This is a genomic window from Marinobacter lipolyticus, from assembly GCF_018424605.1.
GTDB classification, from domain to species: domain Bacteria; phylum Pseudomonadota; class Gammaproteobacteria; order Pseudomonadales; family Oleiphilaceae; genus Marinobacter; species Marinobacter lipolyticus_B.
In genome coordinates this window covers 346825-362005 of the sequence record NZ_QTKT01000003.1, presented here as the reverse complement: position 1 = coordinate 362005, position 15181 = coordinate 346825, and the positions used below count along the sequence as shown (strand labels likewise).

The following is a 15181-nucleotide window of genomic DNA, read 5'->3' as shown; positions in this document are numbered from 1 at the left end:
GGCAAACGCCGTCTGAAACACCACGTCAGTCAAACAAGGCCGTTGGGGTTGGGGAGACCTTCCAAAACAGTCAGAGAAGCCACGGTTCTCGTTTTGGAAGGTCTCCCCAACCCCAATGGCCGAAACTCCGAGCCCAGAAACCAGCGGCCCCAAACCCGGAGACAAAACAATCAGCCAGGCGCCGAACAACTGGCTCCGAACCGGTAACAGGAAAAGCACCGGTGGTGCCGCAACATGATGCGCTCGTCCATGCTCTCGGCCAGGGTGCCGCCCAGGTCGTACTGGGGATCGTCGTCCACCAGCGTGCAGGCATACACCCGCACCTGGTCGCCCTTTTTCACCAGCATGCGTGTGTAGGTACACATGAAGTGGGAACGGGCTTCCCGGGTCGGGTACTTCTCCATGCAGGTTTCGGTGATCTCCGGGCTGCCGTCCTCCGAACCGGGCGTACCCAGGTCCGGAAACGCGGTGAATGCCAGGGTCTCGGGAATCTCCCATGCGCGGAAGATGTCGCGGAACCTCGCTTCCACGTCCGCGGGGATCTCCTGGGGATCGGTCTGGCGGGCAATCGATACCTTGAAGCCCTGTTCGATCAGCCAGCGAATGCCTTCCAGCGCCTGATCGAAGCTGCCATCGCCGCGATCCTTGTCGTGGCGGGCGCGGTCCGGGAAATCCAGGCTGACACGGAAGTGAATCGGGTAGGGGTTGTCCAGCAACGGCAGCACCTGGTGGCGGCGCTTCAGCAGCGGTTCGGTGGCGTTGGTGAGCACGAAGCAGGGCCGGTGCTGGCTGGCGTAGTCGAGGATGTTGACGAAATCGCGAATCACAAACGGCTCACCACCGGTGAAGGAGAATTGCTCCACACCCATGTCGATGGCTTCGTGAATGAACGGTTTCACGTCACTGAGTTTCATGCCGGGAATCCGCCCGTCGCCGGGGTGCGAACCCTCGAGGCAGAACGGGCAGGCCAGGTTGCAGGCGGTGCCGGTGTGAATCCACAGCTCTTTCAGCTGGTCCGCATCGATGTAGCCGCGCGGGTCGCCGTTGCGGGTGTGGGTCCAGCTGTCGCGCGCCCTGGGTTCGAGCACTTCCACGGCCGGAATGCGCTTACTGCGGGCCGGTCGGGTTACGGTCAGGGGCATAGGTGTTCCTTGATGCATTCGTGTTTTTGCCACGGCGCCAGCCGTGCAGTTTTTCCAGCAGGTTCAGCACGCCCTGGGGGGCGTGGGCACGTTTCCACTCGCCGGCCGCGTACTTTGCCGACTCGTTCCAGGTCGGGTACGGGTGGATGGTGCCGAGGATTTTGTTCAGACCCAGGCCATGCTTCATCGCAAGGGTGAATTCCGCCAGGATTTCACCGGCGTGGGTTCCCACCACCACGGCACCCAGAATCCGGTCCTTGCCCGGGGGCGTCAGCACCTTGATGAAGCCGTGGTCCTCGCTTTCCGCAATGGCACGATCCAGATCATCCAGGCCGTAGCGGGTCACCTCGTAGGCAACCCCCTGTTGCTGCGCTTCTGTCTCGCTGAGGCCCACCCGCGCCACTTCCGGTGAGGTAAAGGTCACCCAGGGCATCACCCGGTAATCCACGCGGAAGCGCTTGAACTGACCAAAAAGCCCGTTGACCGCCGCGTACCAGGCCTGATGGGCAGCCGCGTGGGTAAACTGGTAGGGGCCCGCCACATCTCCACAGGCGAACACATTGGGGAAACGCAGGCTCATGTCCTCCGCCACCGGCACGGTACCATTGGGCAGGGTTTCCACGCCGATGTTCTCCAGCCCCAGCCCGCGGGTATTGGCGGCGCGCCCGACCGCCACCAGCACTTCATCAAACGCTATACGAACCCGCTCGCCCTGATGCTCGCAGTACACCACTTTTTCGCCGTCTTCGAGGGCAAATTCTTTCGCCGCATGGCCGAGCCTCAGATCAATGCCGTCTTGCTCGAACTGCTGACGGATCAGCTCCGACACCTCAGGGTCTTCTTTGATCAGCAGGCGCTCGGCCATTTCCACCTGAATCACCTGGCTGCCCAGGCGGGCAAAGGCGTGGGCCAGCTCCGACCCGATGGGGCCGCCACCGAGCACCAGCAGGCGTTGCGGCTGATCCTCCAGCTGCCACAGGTTATCCGAGGTCAGCGGGTTCATGTCCGCCAGTCCGGGAATCGGCGGCATGGCGGGTTTACCGCCGGTGGCCACCACGATGCTGCGCGCCGTCAGTCGCTCGGTGCGACCGTCGTTGTGTTTCACTTCCAGCTCCCAGGGAGAGACGAAGCTGGCTTCACCGAAAAGGCAGTCCACCCCCAGGTTGCGGTAGCGTTCGGGCGAGTCGTGGGGTTCTACTTTGGCCACGACCTTCTGCACGCGGTTCATGATGTTTTTGAAGGAGCCCTTCACCGGCACGGATTCGAGACCGTAACGGTTGCCATGGCGCATGGTATCCGCCGCCCTGGCGCTGCGAATCAGCGCCTTGGAAGGCACGCAGCCGGTATTGAGGCAATCGCCCCCCATCTTGTCTTTTTCGATCAGCGCCACTTTGGCTTTCACCGCGGCGGCAATGTAGGCGGACACCAGCCCGGCCGAGCCGCCGCCGATCACCAACAGGTTGTAGTCAAAGGCGTCGGGCTTCTGCCAGCCGGCATAGACCCGGCGCCGGCGAATAAAGCCCACCACCAGCTTGGCGATCAGGGGAAACAGCCCCAGCAAGGCGAACGACAGCAGCAATTCGGCCGACAGAATGTCACCGGTGGACTGGATCTGCCCGAGCTGGGTCCCGGCATTCACAAACACGAACGTCCCCGGCAGCATCGCCGCCCAGCTCACCAATGCGTAGGTGCGCAGTTTCATGGACGTCAGGCCCATGGCCAGATTGATCAGAAAGAAGGGAAAAACCGGCACCAGGCGGAGGGTCGCCAGATAGAACGCGCCGTCTTTCTCGATGCCCCGGTCCATCTTGGCGACCGTGTCGCGGTAGCGCTTGCGTAACGTATCCCGCATCAGAAAGCGGGCCACCAGAAACGCAATCGACGCCCCGATGGTCGAAGCCACCGACACCGCCATCAGTCCGTAGAGATTACCGAAGAACGCCCCGCCGGCGAGGGTCATGATGGCCGCACCGGGCAGCGACAATGCCGTCACCACCACATAGATGCCGACAAAGCCAAACACCGCTACGGCCAGATTCTGTTCGATCCAGCTGGCCAGAAGCTGCTGATTGTCCTTGAGATTCTGCAGTGTCAGCAGCTCATTGCCGCCGCTGGCGATAAATCCGATAACCACCGCCGCGATCACTGCGAGCAGAATCCATTTTTTCACTGCCATGAACGAGTCCTTTATAGCCTGAAGTTGCTTCCTGATGCCGCTATGACACCGGAGTGGCGGAAGTGTTACCGAAAAAGTGTTAAAAACACCGGGTCAGCCGACGTCACCCCACCAGTTGTACGTGACCCACACAGTAAATGTGTCAATCTGACATCAACATTCTCTAACAAATTGATGACAACGCTGGCGGCCCCCACCGGCGGCGACTGGCTGATCATCGCCTAGTGTGCCATAACACCTTAACAGCGATGTTAGCGAATCCGACCCCAGGTGTAGTATGTTGAGTATTCGCTCAAATTCACCCTTCTTGCATACCCCAACGCGTCAATCCTGGATAGGGAGGTTTTATGAAATCACTGATATTCTGCGTTTCGCTGCTTGCTTCCGCGCTGGCGAGTCCATCGTTGCTCGCGCAGGAAGCCCCGATACGGGTGGGCATGTCCGGCCAGTATTTCCCGTTTACCTTCGTGGAGCAGGATGAACTCAAAGGCTTCGACGTTGACGTGATGAATGCCATCGGCGAGGAGCTGGGCCGGGACATACAGTACGAAACCGCCAGTTTCTCCGGGCTGTTCGGCATGATGGAATCCGGCCGTATCGACACCGTGGCCAACCAGATCACCATCACCGAAGAGCGCCAGAAAGCCTATATTTTCAGCGAGCCCTATGTCTATGACGGCGCGCAGGTGGTGACCAAGAAAGGCAATACCGAGATTGAGGGGGTCGAGGATCTCAAAGGCAAAACCGTCGCCGTGAATCTGGGCTCCAACTTTGAAGCGCTGTTACGCGAGCTGCCCTATGCCGACCAGATCGACATCAAGACCTACGACAGTAATCTGGAGCGGGATACCGCTCTGGGCCGCGTCGACGCGTTCGTCATGGACCGGGTCAGTGCCAGCCAGATCATCAAGGAAAAACCACTGCCACTTGAACTGGCCGGCCCCACATTCTCACAAATCACCAACGCCTACCCGTTTCAGGACACCGAGGCCGGACGCGCCCTGCGGGACGACGTCAACCAAGCCCTGGCAGCCCTGCGTGAGAAAGGCACCATGACGTCCATTTCCGAGAAATGGTTCGGAACGGATATCACCCAGCCCTGACGGGTAAACCGAGGTCTGATTGACTATGGACGTGCTGAACGTCGATTACATGCTCGGGCTGGTACCTGTGCTACTCAGGTACCTGCCCCTTACCCTGCAACTGGCCGGCATCGGGATGGTGCTGGCTCTGATTCTTGCCTGCCTGTTTGCGGTGGTGCGGGTGCTGCGAATTCCGGTGCTCAATCAATTGACCATCGTGTTCATCTCCTTCTTCCGAGGCACACCCCTGCTGGTTCAGCTGTTCCTGTTCTATTACGGGCTGCCGCAACTGGTCAGCGCGTTAACGGTCATCGACGGCATTACGGCCACCATCATGGGCCTGACCATGCATTTCTCCGCGTACATGGCCGAATCGATCCGGGCTGCCATCGTGGGCGTTGATCGCAGCCAGACCGAGGCCGCGCTGTCGATTGGCATGACCAATGGCCAGTTGATGCGACGCATTGTGCTGCCCCAGGCGACCCGTGTGGCCCTGCCGACGCTGATGAACTACTTCATCGACATGATCAAGGCCACCTCGCTGGCCTTCACACTGGGTGTCACCGAACTGATGGGGGCGACCCAGAAGGAAGCCTCCGGCAGCTTCCTGTATTTCGAGGCCTTCATCGTGGCCGCCATCATGTACTGGATCGTGGTCGAGCTCCTCTCCAAGCTTCAGCACCATCTGGAAATCCGACTCAACAAGGCTTACAGCCGATGATCAAGCTGGCATCACTGAGCAAACATTTCGGTAAGAGCGTGGTTCTCGACGGGATCGATCTCACCATTGAAAAGGGTGAAATCGTGGTAGTGATTGGCCCTTCAGGGACCGGAAAATCCACGCTGCTGCGTTGCATCAACTTTCTGGAACAGCCTACCGCGGGCACCATGAGCGTGGGCGACCTCACGGTGGATGTGAACCGCGCCAGCCGCGCCGACATCCTCGCCATGCGGCGCCGAACCGCCTTTGTGTTCCAGAACTACGCACTGTTCGCCAACAAGACGGCGCTGCAGAACATCGCAGAGCGATTACTGGTGGTGGACCGCTGGCCGAAAGCGAAAGCCTACCAGCGGGCGCGGGACATACTGGAGCGGATTGGCCTCGCCGACAAAGCCGATGCCTACCCTGCATCCATGTCCGGCGGCCAGCAACAGCGGGTGGGCATCGGCCGCGCGATGGCCGCCGGCGCCGAAGTCATTCTCTTCGATGAACCCACCTCCTCGCTCGACCCGGAATGGGTGGAAGAAGTGCTGGGACTGATGAAACAGCTGGCGGCCGAGCGCCAGACCATGATGGTGGTCACCCATGAAATGTCTTTTGCCCGGGATGTGGCCGACCGGGTGATCTTTATCGACGGTGGCCGCATTGTGGAGCAGGGGCCGCCCGACGAGATCTTCCACCACCCTCAGGACCCTCGCACCCAGGATTTCCTGAAGAAAATTCTCGCAAGCAACACAGTCTGACCACCTGCCCACGGAACCCGGAGGCTCTCTCATGACCAGGTCTTCCTCAACCTGCAACGGCCCACGTCTCATCGCTGCCTTGGCCGGGGGGTGGGTCGCCGATGCGGCAAGTCTTGGCTTGCACTGGTTGTACAACAGCCAACGGATCATCGACATCGGCGCTGAGACACCCGAATTCCTGCCGCCGAAAGCCGAATACTTCAGCGAAGGGTTCGGCTACTTCGCCCATGAGGGCAAACAGACGGGCGACACCAGTCATTACGGGGCGGCTACCGGGGTACTGACCGACAGCCTGCTTGCCAGCGAAGGCGTACTGGATATACGCGATTATCAGCGGCGCTTCCGCACCTATTTTGGGCCAGGCGGGCAGTGGCAGGGGTACATCGACCACCCGACCCGGGTCACCCTGGACAATTTCAACCGCATTGAAAAGAACGCTATTGAGCAGGCCCGCTCAACCACCACAACCCCACTGACTGACAAGCAGAAGCGGTTGCTGGTACAGAAAGTTCTGCCCTACACCCGTCACCTGAGCGGCGACCAACTCGCGGACCCGGTGCGCCAGGCCATTAGCCTTACCTACAGCGACCCCGACATTCAGCAAGCGGGCGTTCACCTCGCCGAAACCATAGATCGCCATATGGTGTCTGAAAGCGGCGCCGATGACCTGCAGTTGCCTGCAGTCTCCAAGCTGCCACCGCTGGTAGCCTGCTACAGCGGCCATGACGATCTGCTTGAGGCCACAGAAACGGCCGTCAGGATGACCAACCACAATGACGAAGCCGTCGCCTGGGCGAAGAGTGCCGCAAGACTGCTCGACCGGTTATTCCGGGGCGAACCAATGCCAGTGGCACTGGATGCCGCGATGGCAGGGGCACCCGATCCGGCAAACCTTCAGAAAGCCCGTTCCGGCTCCGAACTGGATGCTGTAGGCGCTGGCGATGTGTTTGGCCGTACCTGTTACCTGAACGAGGCGATGCCGGTGATCTTCCACATCCTGAGCCACAGCAACAGCTTTACCGAGGCGGTGCGCGCAAACATCCGGTGTGGGGGTGATTCCTGTGGGCGGGCCTGGCTGATCGGGCCAGCGATGGCCGCTCAATTCGGCGTCGGGGGTGAGCGGGGCATCCCGTTGAGCTGGCTGACCCGGCTGACCGGTGCACCGGTCATCCTTGCTCAGATCGAGTCACTGGTGAGCGGACAGTCATCAACTTGAAGCGGATGGATCAACCAGCCAGTCGATTCATCTGCTCGACGAACCCGGCCGGTAGAATATCAATGACTGGCCGGGCATCCCCGCACACATCCGGATGCGGGGCATCCGGTTCCACTGCCAGCACCACCGGCGATTCGGACCAATGCAGCAGCTCCAGCCGACCGTTGTCCCGTTCCACCAGCGCCGTACAGTGTTCCACCCAGTCGCCATCATTACAGTACAGGCCTTCCTCGCTGCGCAGGAAACCGGCTGAGTGGATATGGCCGCAGATAAAACCGTCATAGTGACCCCGTTCAGCGGCGGTCAGGGCGGCGAGCTCGAAGCGGCGAATAAAAGTGCGGGCCTTGCCAACGCGACTTTTCACCCAGGCCGCCAGTGACCAGTAAGGCTTGCCCTTGAGGCGGCGCCAGGCGTTGAACCAGCGGTTCAGTCGCAGGAGGATGCCGTGGGCCCGGTCGCCCACCAGAAGCATGAGCGGACTGCAGCGCACCACCTGGTCAAACTGATCGCCGTGGCAGACCATGAAGCGGCGGCCATCGGCGGTGGTGTGTACGGCCTTGTAGTGGAGTTCGATACCGGCAATGGTCTGGCCGCAGAACCGGCGCATAAAGTCATCGTGATTGCCGGGCACGTAGACCACGCGGGTACCGCTGGCGGCCAGCTCAATCAGTTTGTGAATCACCGCCTGATGGGAGGCGGGCAGGTGGACGCGCCGCTGCATGGCGATCAGATCGACGATGTCGCCGACCAGATAGAGGGTTTCGCAGCGCACCCGGGTGAGGAAATCCAGCAAATACTCTGCCTGGCAGTCCGCCGTCCCAAGGTGCACATCGGAAATGAAAACGCTCCGGTAGTTCCGCATGTCGTCTCCCGCCCTTCAACCATTCCGGATGAGGTCACCCTCTCAAAGGCGGGTGACGGGCAGGTGACGATCAGAAGACAATTTGATGACCGGGCAGATTAGCGCAGATCCGGATTCAGCGTGTACGTGCCGGTCACCCGGGCGCTGGCCAGCACATGCCCGGCCATGGCCTCGCGCACGTCGTTGCCGTCGAACTCGCCGTCCAGGCCCAGGCTGTCGACATCCAGCGCGTGCACTTCAAAGTGGTAACGGTGGATGATTTCATCGTTCCAGGGCGGGCACGGGCCATCGTAACCGGCGTAAGTGCCGGCCATATCCGGGTTGCCAGCCAGGAACTGGGTGTAGTTGTTCACACCACGCAGACCGATGGGGCCGGGCCCGGGATTTTTGCCCTTGGGGCTGACCCCATCGCTGTCCTCACCCTCGGGAATGCGGCTGATACTGGCCGGCACGTCCACCAGCAACCAGTGAAAGAAATCGACCCGCGGGATGTCTTTGGAGACGCTTTTGCCCTCCTGGTTTACATCGTCCGCCACACTGGGCACATCCGGATCAAACATCATCACCACGAAGCTTCTGGTGCCGTCCGGCGCGTCGTCCCAGACTACCTCAGGGTTGCGGTTGGGCCCGAAGCTCATGTGGTCTTCTTCGCTGTAGACCCCGAAGGCGAATTTCTCCGCAATCGGCTGGCCTTCCTCAATTCCCCGAACCTCTAGTTTCACGGCGATGTCTCCTGTTGATCCTGTTGGTCGTTGGCCTGCGGCTCTTTGCCGGTGTCTGCAAGGAGCCTGTTCTGTGATAATAGGTTGTAACACACAATCCTCCAACCTGACCACGGAGCCCGAATGACTCACAAACCCGGCCAGCCGCAACAACCCGCCAGCCAGAAGGATGAGGACGCCGTGGCCTTTGCCCAGGGCATTTTCGATCTGGCCCGCAACGGTGGCGCCGGCCCGCTCAGCGTGATGCTGGATGCCGGCGTACCGGTGAACCTGCGCACCAGCGACGGCGACACCTTGCTGATGCTGGCCAGCCGCAGCGGCCACGCCGAGACGGTGCAGCTGCTGCTGGACAAGGGCGCCGACAGCGACGCCCGCAACCATCAGGGCGACACCGCGTTGTCACTGGCGCCAACGGACCGTGTCAGGCGTCTGTTCAGCGCTTCGAAGCCGTAACCGGCGTGTTCGGCAAAGGCGATATTATCCATCACACCCGGGATGCTCTGGGCAGTATCCTGGTGATCGACTACCGCAAACATCGGGTGCTGACCTTCAACTCGGCGTTCGAGCAGAGCAAGATCGATCGTCGCTACCCGTACCTGCCGGTTCATGAATACAACCGGGCGATGATGTTACCGGCCGTTTTTGCCAACCCTCGCCACGTCACCGTTCTCGGGCTTGGCGGTGGCGTTATGGCCAGCGCCTTTCACCACCTGTACCCGCACTGCCGGATACACGCGGTCGAGCTGCGTCAGGCGGTGCTGGATACCGCACGGGCATTCTTCGATCTGCCCGACAGCGAACGCCTTACGGTGACCATCGCCGATGCCCGGGACGCCCTCGCAACGCTGCCTCCCGCCGGCACAGACATGATTCTGGCCGATCTTTATACCGCTGACCGCATGAGTCCGGCCCAGGCGCAGCGGCAATTCGTGGATGACTGCGCGCGGGCGCTGGGGAGCGACGGCTGGTTGGTGCTGAATTACCACCGCGCCCCGGACCCGGAAGGGCCCTATCTTCGCCAACTGAAGCAGCACTTCCGGGTGGTACTGATGTTCAGGAGCAAGAGCAACAACACCGTGATCTACGCCAGCAAAACCCATTTCGAATCCATAGCCTCGCGAGATCCGGTGTTAGCCGATCTGGAACAACGGCTACCCATTGACTGGCGCAGGCTGATGGGCAAAGTCAGCAGACTGTGAATGAGGTCAACTGTTAACGGCCGCCCTTTCGCGATAACATTGTTCAGATTTTCAACACAAGGCACTGATGGATCGTTGTATGGCCAGGCAAGCACGCTATGATCGCAAAACCGCTCTTGATAAGGCCGTGGGCCTGTTCTGGGAAAAAGGCTACCATGGCAGCTCGATGAAGCAGATTGAGCAGGTGCTCGATATGCGGCCTGGCAGCATTTACGCGACCTTCGGCAGTAAGGATGGGTTGTTTACCGAGGCGCTTGCCAGCTACGCTGAACAGGCGGGCCGGGAAATGGCGGCGCACCTGGCCGGTTACGACTCGATTGTCGACGGTCTCCAGGATTACCTGCGCAACATCGCGGGCAGCTGCAACCCGGAAACCCAATCGCCGGCGCAGGCCTGCATGATTGTCAAAACCCTGTTCGAGGCCAGCAACACCCACAGCTTGCTGGCAGACCAGGCCAACAGCATACTTGCCGCGATTGAACGATCCCTCACTGATCTGCTCAATCAGGCCAGGCAACGCGGTGAGCTGGTCCCCACGGTTGACTGTGAAAGGCTCGCGCGCCTGTTTCAGGCACAGATTATGGGCCTGCGCTCGATGGGTGAGCGCCATCTCGCTCCCCGGGCCATGCAACAGCTCGGTGACGACATGGCCGCAATTCTGGACGGATACCGCACACACCATTAATCCCGGCCTGCTCACCTTGAGCCTCCCTATGCGGCGACGATGGTTTAGCTATGCAATTGTTTCCGTCGCCCTGCCAACGTTACTATTAAGTCCCTGACGTCACGCCCAGTGATGCCCGACACTCAGTGAGGACAGCCAAGCGTTTTCTCCCGAGAGCGCTTGGCTCTCTTCACTTAAAGGTCTGATTGTTATGGACAACCTTCATCACATCGTGGTGGTCGGCGGTGGCGCCGGCGGTCTTGAACTGGCCACCAGCCTCGGCAACAAACTCGGTCGCAAAAAACGGGCACGCATCACTCTGGTCGATGCGGGACTGACCCACGTCTGGAAACCCCTGCTGCACGAGGTGGCCTCCGGCTCCCTCGATGCCAACGCCAACGAGATCAACTACCGCGCCCACGCCCGCAAGCACCATTACGAGTTTCAGCTGGGCCGCATGTGCGGGCTGGACCGCGACGCCAGGCAACTGGTCATTGCCGCCTTCCACGATGAGGACGGCGCCGAAGTGGTGCCTGAACGCCGCATAAGCTACGACACCCTGGTACTTGCCGTGGGCAGTACCGCCAATGACTTCGGCACTCCCGGTGCCAAGGATCACTGCCTGTTTCTGGACAGCCTCAAGCAGGCGCGGCGGTTCCACAACCTGATGCTCAACGCCTTCTTGCGCAAGAATCACGAGACCCTGCAAGGCACCCGACGCGCCCTGAACATCAGTATCATCGGCGCCGGCGCTACCGGCGTTGAACTGGCTGCCGAACTGCGCCTGGCCTCCCGGGAACTGCCGGTTTACGGCATGAACCATCTGCAGGCCTCGGACGTGTCGATCACCGTGATTGAAGCCGCCGACCGCATTCTGCCCGCGCTACCCGGGCGCTTGTCCGCCGCCGCGACGCGGGAACTGGAGCGCCAGCATGTCAAGGTACTCACCGGGCAGCCGGTCAGTGAAGTGCGGGCAGACAGCGTGGTGATGAAAGATGGCACCGAGCTGCCCTCGGAAATGACCATCTGGGCCGCCGGGATCAAGGCACCGGCGTTCCTGGCGGAACTGGACGGGCTGGAGGTTAACAAAGGTAATCAGCTGATCGTGGCGCAGACCCTGCAAACCACCCTCGATGCCAACGTCTTTGCCTTCGGCGACTGCGCCGCCTGCCCGCAGCCGGACACCGACAAACCCGTGCCGCCGCGGGCCCAGGCCGCACACCAGCAGGCCGACGCCCTGTTCAAGACGCTCTGCAACCGGCTCGACGGCAAGGACCCCGTGCCCTTTGTCTACAAGGACCACGGCTCACTGATCAACTTCAGCCGCTATACCACGGTGGGAAACCTGATGGGCAATCTGTCGGGGCGCAGTATGTACATCGAAGGAAGGGTGGCCAGGCTGTTCTACGTATCGCTGTACCGCATGCACCAGGTCGCCCTGCACGGCATGCTCCGCACCGGGGTGATCTGGCTGATGGACAAGATCAGCCGGGCCATGCAACCGCGACTTAAACTGCACTGAGTAACGCCCTGGGCGAGAGATGGAGCGGGTGAAGGGAATCGAACCCTCGTATGCAGCTTGGGAAGCTGCCGTTCTACCATTGAACTACACCCGCAAAACACCCGGTGCCACGGCAATATAAGCGGAGTTGCCACCGGCCGGCAAGACCCGCCAGCGGATTTCCGTGCCCGGGGCCGGGACAGTCCTGATATGCTGTAGCACCGACGAATGGAGACTCGATGGACCCCACGTTCACCCTGATTGGCGCCCTGATGCTGGTTATCAGCATTGTACTCAGCCCGCTGTCCAGCCGGGTGGGGATGCCTGTGCTGCTGATTTTCCTGATCGTCGGCATGATAATGGGTGAGGATGGCCCCGGGGGCATTGATTTTGACGACTTCGAACTCGCCTTTGTAATCGCCAACCTGGCCCTTGGCGTCATCCTGCTCGATGGCGGCATGCGCACCCGCGCGGAAACCTTCCGTGTGGGCCTGAAACCGGCGCTGATGCTGGCCACCGCCGGGGTCTTCCTGACGGCAGCGGGGGCGGGTCTGGTGGCCTGGTGGGTGTTTGATCTGCACTGGCTCACGGCGCTGCTGATTGGCGCCATCATTTCCTCTACCGATGCCGCTGCGGTGTTTTCCCTGTTGCAGGGCCGCGGCCTGCACCTGAACGAACGGGTCAGCGCCACGCTGGAGATTGAATCCGGCAGCAACGACCCGATGGCGATTTTCCTGACCCTGATGCTGGTTACCATGATCGCCAGCGACGGCCAGAGCGAGGGCTGGACCGCGCTTCTGATGCTGATTGAGCAATTCGGCATCGGCGCCGCGGCGGGTCTGATCGGCGGTTATCTGGTGGTGGAGCTGGCCAACCGCATACGCCTGACCCCTTCACTGTATCCCTTGCTGGTGGCCGCGGCCGGGATTGCAGTGTTTTCCGGCACCAACGCCATAGGCGGCAGTGGCTTCCTCGCCATTTACCTGACCGGGGTGGTCATTGGCAATCGCCCGGTGCGGATGATGCCGATGATCCTGCAGGTGCACGATGGGCTGGCCTGGCTGTCCCAGATCAGCCTGTTCCTTATTCTCGGGTTGCTGGTGACCCCCAGTGACCTGTGGCTGCTGGCCGGTGGCGGGCTGGTACTGGCACTGGCACTGATTTTCCTGATCCGGCCGCTGACCGTACTGATCACGCTCTGGCCGTTCGGGTTCAATCGCCGCGAACTGGGCTTTATCAGCTGGGTGGGGCTGCGCGGCGCAGTGCCCATTGTGCTGGCACTGTTCCCGATCATTGCCGATCTGCCCGACGCCCAGCTGATTTTTCACGCGGCGTTCTTCATTGTGCTGGTGTCGCTGATTGTCCAGGGCACCACCATGGCGCCGCTGGCGCGCAAGCTGGGGCTGGAAGTACCCGCCGGCGAGGATCCGTATCGCCGCCTGCCCCTGGACGTACCCGCCACCGGCGACCACGAACTGATGCTGTTCCCGTTGCGGGGAGATAACTGGAACACGCCGCGGCCGCTGGGCCAGTTGCGCCTGCCCACCAACACGGCCATCGCGGGGGTTTTCCGCAAGCGGGTCTGCTATCAGCCCAGTCCCGAGATGGAAGTCTCCAGCGGCGATGTCATCGCCATGTTCGCCACACCGGCGGCATTGTCAGAGCTGGGCAAGGCGCTCAGCGGCCGCCAGGCACCCAAACATCTGGCCGAACGGGCCTTCTTCGGCGACTTTGTCCTGAACGGCGACGCGTTGCTGGGGGATGTGGAACAGGTATACGGTATCGAATTCGATGAATTGCCACCGGAACTGTCACTGGCGGAGTGCTTCGCACGGCGCACCAAGGGCCATCCGGTGGTGGGCGACAAGGTGATTCTGGGCCCGGTTACGCTGGTGGCCCGCGCCACCGAAGCCGACCGGGTTACCAAGGTCGGTCTGAAGATGGACAGCTCCCAGGGTGGCCGATCCGGATAATGGATTACCAAGAAAGTTAACAAAACCACTTCACAACACCGCGCCCGGCTATGCTATAAACTGTGCCAGACACACATTAATAATTGGTAAAGCAAGCCCATGACGTTCCGCAACCGCCTCTTTCTGTTCATCTTTGCCGTCGGCTGTCTGATGCTGCCGCATGCGGCAGCTGCAACGGAACTGCTGGCGCGGGCGGATACCCGCATGCCGCCGGAGAAAGCCGCATCGGACCTGCCGCTGACCATCAACAAGGTGCTGGTTCGCAAGAGCGAGCGCCGGCTGTTCCTGATGGACGATGACCAGGTAGTGCGCAGCTACCGCATTTCTCTGGGCGACAACCCCGAGGGGCACAAGCTGTACGAGGGCGATCAGCGCACGCCAGAGGGCGATTACCAGCTGGACTGGCGCAACTCGAACAGTGACTTCTACAAATCCATTCACATTTCCTATCCCAACGCCCGCGACCGGGAGCTGGCCAGCGCCTGGGGGCTCGACCCGGGCGGCAGCATCATGATCCACGGCCTGCCCAACGAAGCAGGCGATATGGCCTTCGCCTACTCCGGCCTCGACTGGACCAACGGCTGTATCGCCGTGACCAATGAGGAAATGGACGAGATCTGGCAACTGGTCGCCGATGGCACCCCCATTCGCATCCTTCCCTGATACGTTACTGACGGTTATCAAACTTTCCTGTTTATTAAGTTGTTGTCATAACCTAGGAACTTTTACGTATCCTTAGTTAACATTTTCCCGTAGAGTGTTTTACACTGTTTGACGACTCCGGTAGTCAAAGCCTATCGGGCCCGGGTTGACAGGAAGTCATCCAGACTTCTGGATCACAGGATATATAACGACCAATAAAGGGGAAAAGATATGCGTAAACTGACGATCGCAGGGTTTGCAATGGCCGCCGCACTGACTGCTGGCTGCGCCACCACTGACAACGCAGCTATCGAGGAAGCGAACGCAAACGCCGCATCCGCCGAGCAGACTGCTGAAAACGCAATGAACACCGCTAACAGTGCTTCCAGCGCTGCACGTTCTGCCCAGCAGACTGCAGACGAAGCTCTGGCTGCTGCGAAAGCCGCCCAACAGGCTGCTGACGAAGCAAACGAGCGCGCCAAGCGTATGCTCGAGCGTGCCAGCCAGAAATAAGGCTGACACGTAACGAAAAAGGCCG

Annotated in this window: 15 protein-coding genes and 1 tRNA gene; 11 read left to right on the top strand and 5 right to left on the bottom strand. The window is 60.8% G+C overall.

The features are described 5' to 3' along the window. Positions 1-170 precede the first annotated feature (170 nt). Together DYI22_RS06335 and DYI22_RS06330 are read right to left on the bottom strand one after the other, a co-directional pair. Entirely contained in the window at positions 171-1142 is a 972-nt protein-coding gene (locus tag DYI22_RS06335; protein ID WP_213477197.1) for a radical SAM protein, read from the bottom strand. Continuing rightward, the gene (locus DYI22_RS06330; protein ID WP_213477196.1) at positions 1108-3318 is read right to left on the bottom strand and encodes an FAD-dependent oxidoreductase; all 2211 of its coding nucleotides are present in this window, start codon (positions 3316-3318) and stop codon (positions 1108-1110) included. Before DYI22_RS06330 ends, DYI22_RS06335 begins: the two co-directional genes overlap by 35 nt. 347 nt (positions 3319-3665) lie before the next feature. Here DYI22_RS06330 and DYI22_RS06325 point away from each other — a divergent pair, with 347 nt between their 5' ends. From DYI22_RS06325 to DYI22_RS06310, 4 genes are read left to right on the top strand one after another with little or no spacing between them, the layout of a single operon-like run. Beyond that, positions 3666-4421: an amino acid ABC transporter substrate-binding protein gene (locus DYI22_RS06325; protein WP_213477195.1), complete on the top strand. Its 756-nt coding sequence runs from the start codon at positions 3666-3668 to the stop codon at positions 4419-4421. Between the two features lie 25 nt (positions 4422-4446). Beyond that, on the top strand, positions 4447-5121 hold the full coding sequence (locus DYI22_RS06320) for an amino acid ABC transporter permease (protein WP_213477194.1): 675 nt from the start codon (positions 4447-4449) through the stop codon (positions 5119-5121). Then, positions 5118-5864 carry an amino acid ABC transporter ATP-binding protein gene (locus DYI22_RS06315; protein ID WP_213477193.1) on the top strand — a complete coding sequence of 249 codons (747 nt, stop codon included), beginning with the start codon at positions 5118-5120 and terminating at the stop codon, positions 5862-5864. Before DYI22_RS06320 ends, DYI22_RS06315 begins: the two co-directional genes overlap by 4 nt. Positions 5865-5895: 31 nt before the next feature. Then, positions 5896-7080 (top strand): ADP-ribosylglycohydrolase family protein, encoded by a 1185-nt coding sequence (locus DYI22_RS06310; RefSeq protein WP_213477192.1) that lies wholly within the window; start codon positions 5896-5898, stop codon positions 7078-7080. Between the two features lie 10 nt (positions 7081-7090). Here DYI22_RS06310 and DYI22_RS06305 read toward each other — a convergent pair whose 3' ends face one another. Both DYI22_RS06305 and DYI22_RS06300 read right to left on the bottom strand, forming a co-directional pair. Then, positions 7091-7942: a UDP-2,3-diacylglucosamine diphosphatase gene (locus DYI22_RS06305; protein ID WP_213477191.1), complete on the bottom strand. Its 852-nt coding sequence runs from the start codon at positions 7940-7942 to the stop codon at positions 7091-7093. Between the two features lie 98 nt (positions 7943-8040). Next, positions 8041-8664, bottom strand: coding sequence for a YbhB/YbcL family Raf kinase inhibitor-like protein (locus DYI22_RS06300; RefSeq protein ID WP_213477190.1), 624 nt, complete (start codon positions 8662-8664; stop codon positions 8041-8043). Positions 8665-8787: 123 nt separating this feature from the next. Here DYI22_RS06300 and DYI22_RS06295 point away from each other — a divergent pair, with 123 nt between their 5' ends. From DYI22_RS06295 to DYI22_RS06280, 4 genes are all read left to right on the top strand, one after another. After that, on the top strand, positions 8788-9117 hold the full coding sequence (locus DYI22_RS06295) for an ankyrin repeat domain-containing protein (protein ID WP_213477189.1): 330 nt from the start codon (positions 8788-8790) through the stop codon (positions 9115-9117). A gap of 5 nt (positions 9118-9122) precedes the next feature. After that, on the top strand, positions 9123-9863 hold the full coding sequence (locus tag DYI22_RS06290; protein ID WP_213477188.1) for a spermidine synthase: 741 nt from the start codon (positions 9123-9125) through the stop codon (positions 9861-9863). 79 nt (positions 9864-9942) lie between these two features. After that, the gene (locus tag DYI22_RS06285; protein ID WP_213477187.1) at positions 9943-10548 is read left to right on the top strand and encodes a TetR/AcrR family transcriptional regulator; all 606 of its coding nucleotides are present in this window, start codon (positions 9943-9945) and stop codon (positions 10546-10548) included. Between the two features lie 190 nt (positions 10549-10738). After that, positions 10739-12049 (top strand): NAD(P)/FAD-dependent oxidoreductase, encoded by a 1311-nt coding sequence (locus tag DYI22_RS06280; RefSeq protein ID WP_213477186.1) that lies wholly within the window; start codon positions 10739-10741, stop codon positions 12047-12049. 20 nt (positions 12050-12069) lie between these two features. On the opposite strand, the gene DYI22_RS06275 is transcribed toward DYI22_RS06280, so the two are convergent. Then, positions 12070-12143 (bottom strand) — tRNA-Gly (locus tag DYI22_RS06275). Between the two features lie 124 nt (positions 12144-12267). Between DYI22_RS06275 and DYI22_RS06270 the strand changes: the two genes are divergently transcribed. The 3 genes from DYI22_RS06270 (at position 12268) to DYI22_RS06260 (ending at position 15156) form a co-directional block, all read left to right on the top strand. Then, the gene (locus DYI22_RS06270) at positions 12268-14001 is read left to right on the top strand and encodes a potassium/proton antiporter (protein ID WP_213477185.1); all 1734 of its coding nucleotides are present in this window, start codon (positions 12268-12270) and stop codon (positions 13999-14001) included. A 150-nt stretch (positions 14002-14151) separates the two neighbouring features. Further along, positions 14152-14664, top strand: coding sequence for a L,D-transpeptidase family protein (locus DYI22_RS06265; RefSeq protein WP_416234560.1), 513 nt, complete (start codon positions 14152-14154; stop codon positions 14662-14664). 210 nt (positions 14665-14874) lie between these two features. Continuing rightward, on the top strand, positions 14875-15156 hold the full coding sequence (locus tag DYI22_RS06260; protein ID WP_213477183.1) for an Lpp/OprI family alanine-zipper lipoprotein: 282 nt from the start codon (positions 14875-14877) through the stop codon (positions 15154-15156). The last annotated feature ends 25 nt before the right edge of the window (positions 15157-15181 follow it).

Bases quoted from the DNA above. Each gene is read 5' to 3' on its own strand.
- DYI22_RS06335 (WP_213477197.1), bottom strand. From the start codon at position 1,142: ATGCCCCTGACCGTAACCCGACCGGCCCGCAGTAAGCGCATTCCGGCC.
- DYI22_RS06330 (WP_213477196.1), bottom strand. From the start codon at position 3,318: ATGGCAGTGAAAAAATGGATTCTGCTCGCAGTGATCGCGGCGGTGGTT.
- DYI22_RS06325 (WP_213477195.1), top strand. From the start codon at position 3,666: ATGAAATCACTGATATTCTGCGTTTCGCTGCTTGCTTCCGCGCTGGCG.
- DYI22_RS06320 (WP_213477194.1), top strand. From the start codon at position 4,447: ATGGACGTGCTGAACGTCGATTACATGCTCGGGCTGGTACCTGTGCTA.
- DYI22_RS06315 (WP_213477193.1), top strand. From the start codon at position 5,118: ATGATCAAGCTGGCATCACTGAGCAAACATTTCGGTAAGAGCGTGGTT.
- DYI22_RS06310 (WP_213477192.1), top strand. From the start codon at position 5,896: ATGACCAGGTCTTCCTCAACCTGCAACGGCCCACGTCTCATCGCTGCC.
- DYI22_RS06305 (WP_213477191.1), bottom strand. From the start codon at position 7,942: ATGCGGAACTACCGGAGCGTTTTCATTTCCGATGTGCACCTTGGGACG.
- DYI22_RS06295 (WP_213477189.1), top strand. From the start codon at position 8,788: ATGACTCACAAACCCGGCCAGCCGCAACAACCCGCCAGCCAGAAGGAT.
- DYI22_RS06285 (WP_213477187.1), top strand. From the start codon at position 9,943: ATGGCCAGGCAAGCACGCTATGATCGCAAAACCGCTCTTGATAAGGCC.
- DYI22_RS06280 (WP_213477186.1), top strand. From the start codon at position 10,739: ATGGACAACCTTCATCACATCGTGGTGGTCGGCGGTGGCGCCGGCGGT.
- DYI22_RS06270 (WP_213477185.1), top strand. From the start codon at position 12,268: ATGGACCCCACGTTCACCCTGATTGGCGCCCTGATGCTGGTTATCAGC.
- DYI22_RS06265 (WP_416234560.1), top strand. From the start codon at position 14,152: ATGCTGCCGCATGCGGCAGCTGCAACGGAACTGCTGGCGCGGGCGGAT.
- DYI22_RS06260 (WP_213477183.1), top strand. From the start codon at position 14,875: ATGCGTAAACTGACGATCGCAGGGTTTGCAATGGCCGCCGCACTGACT.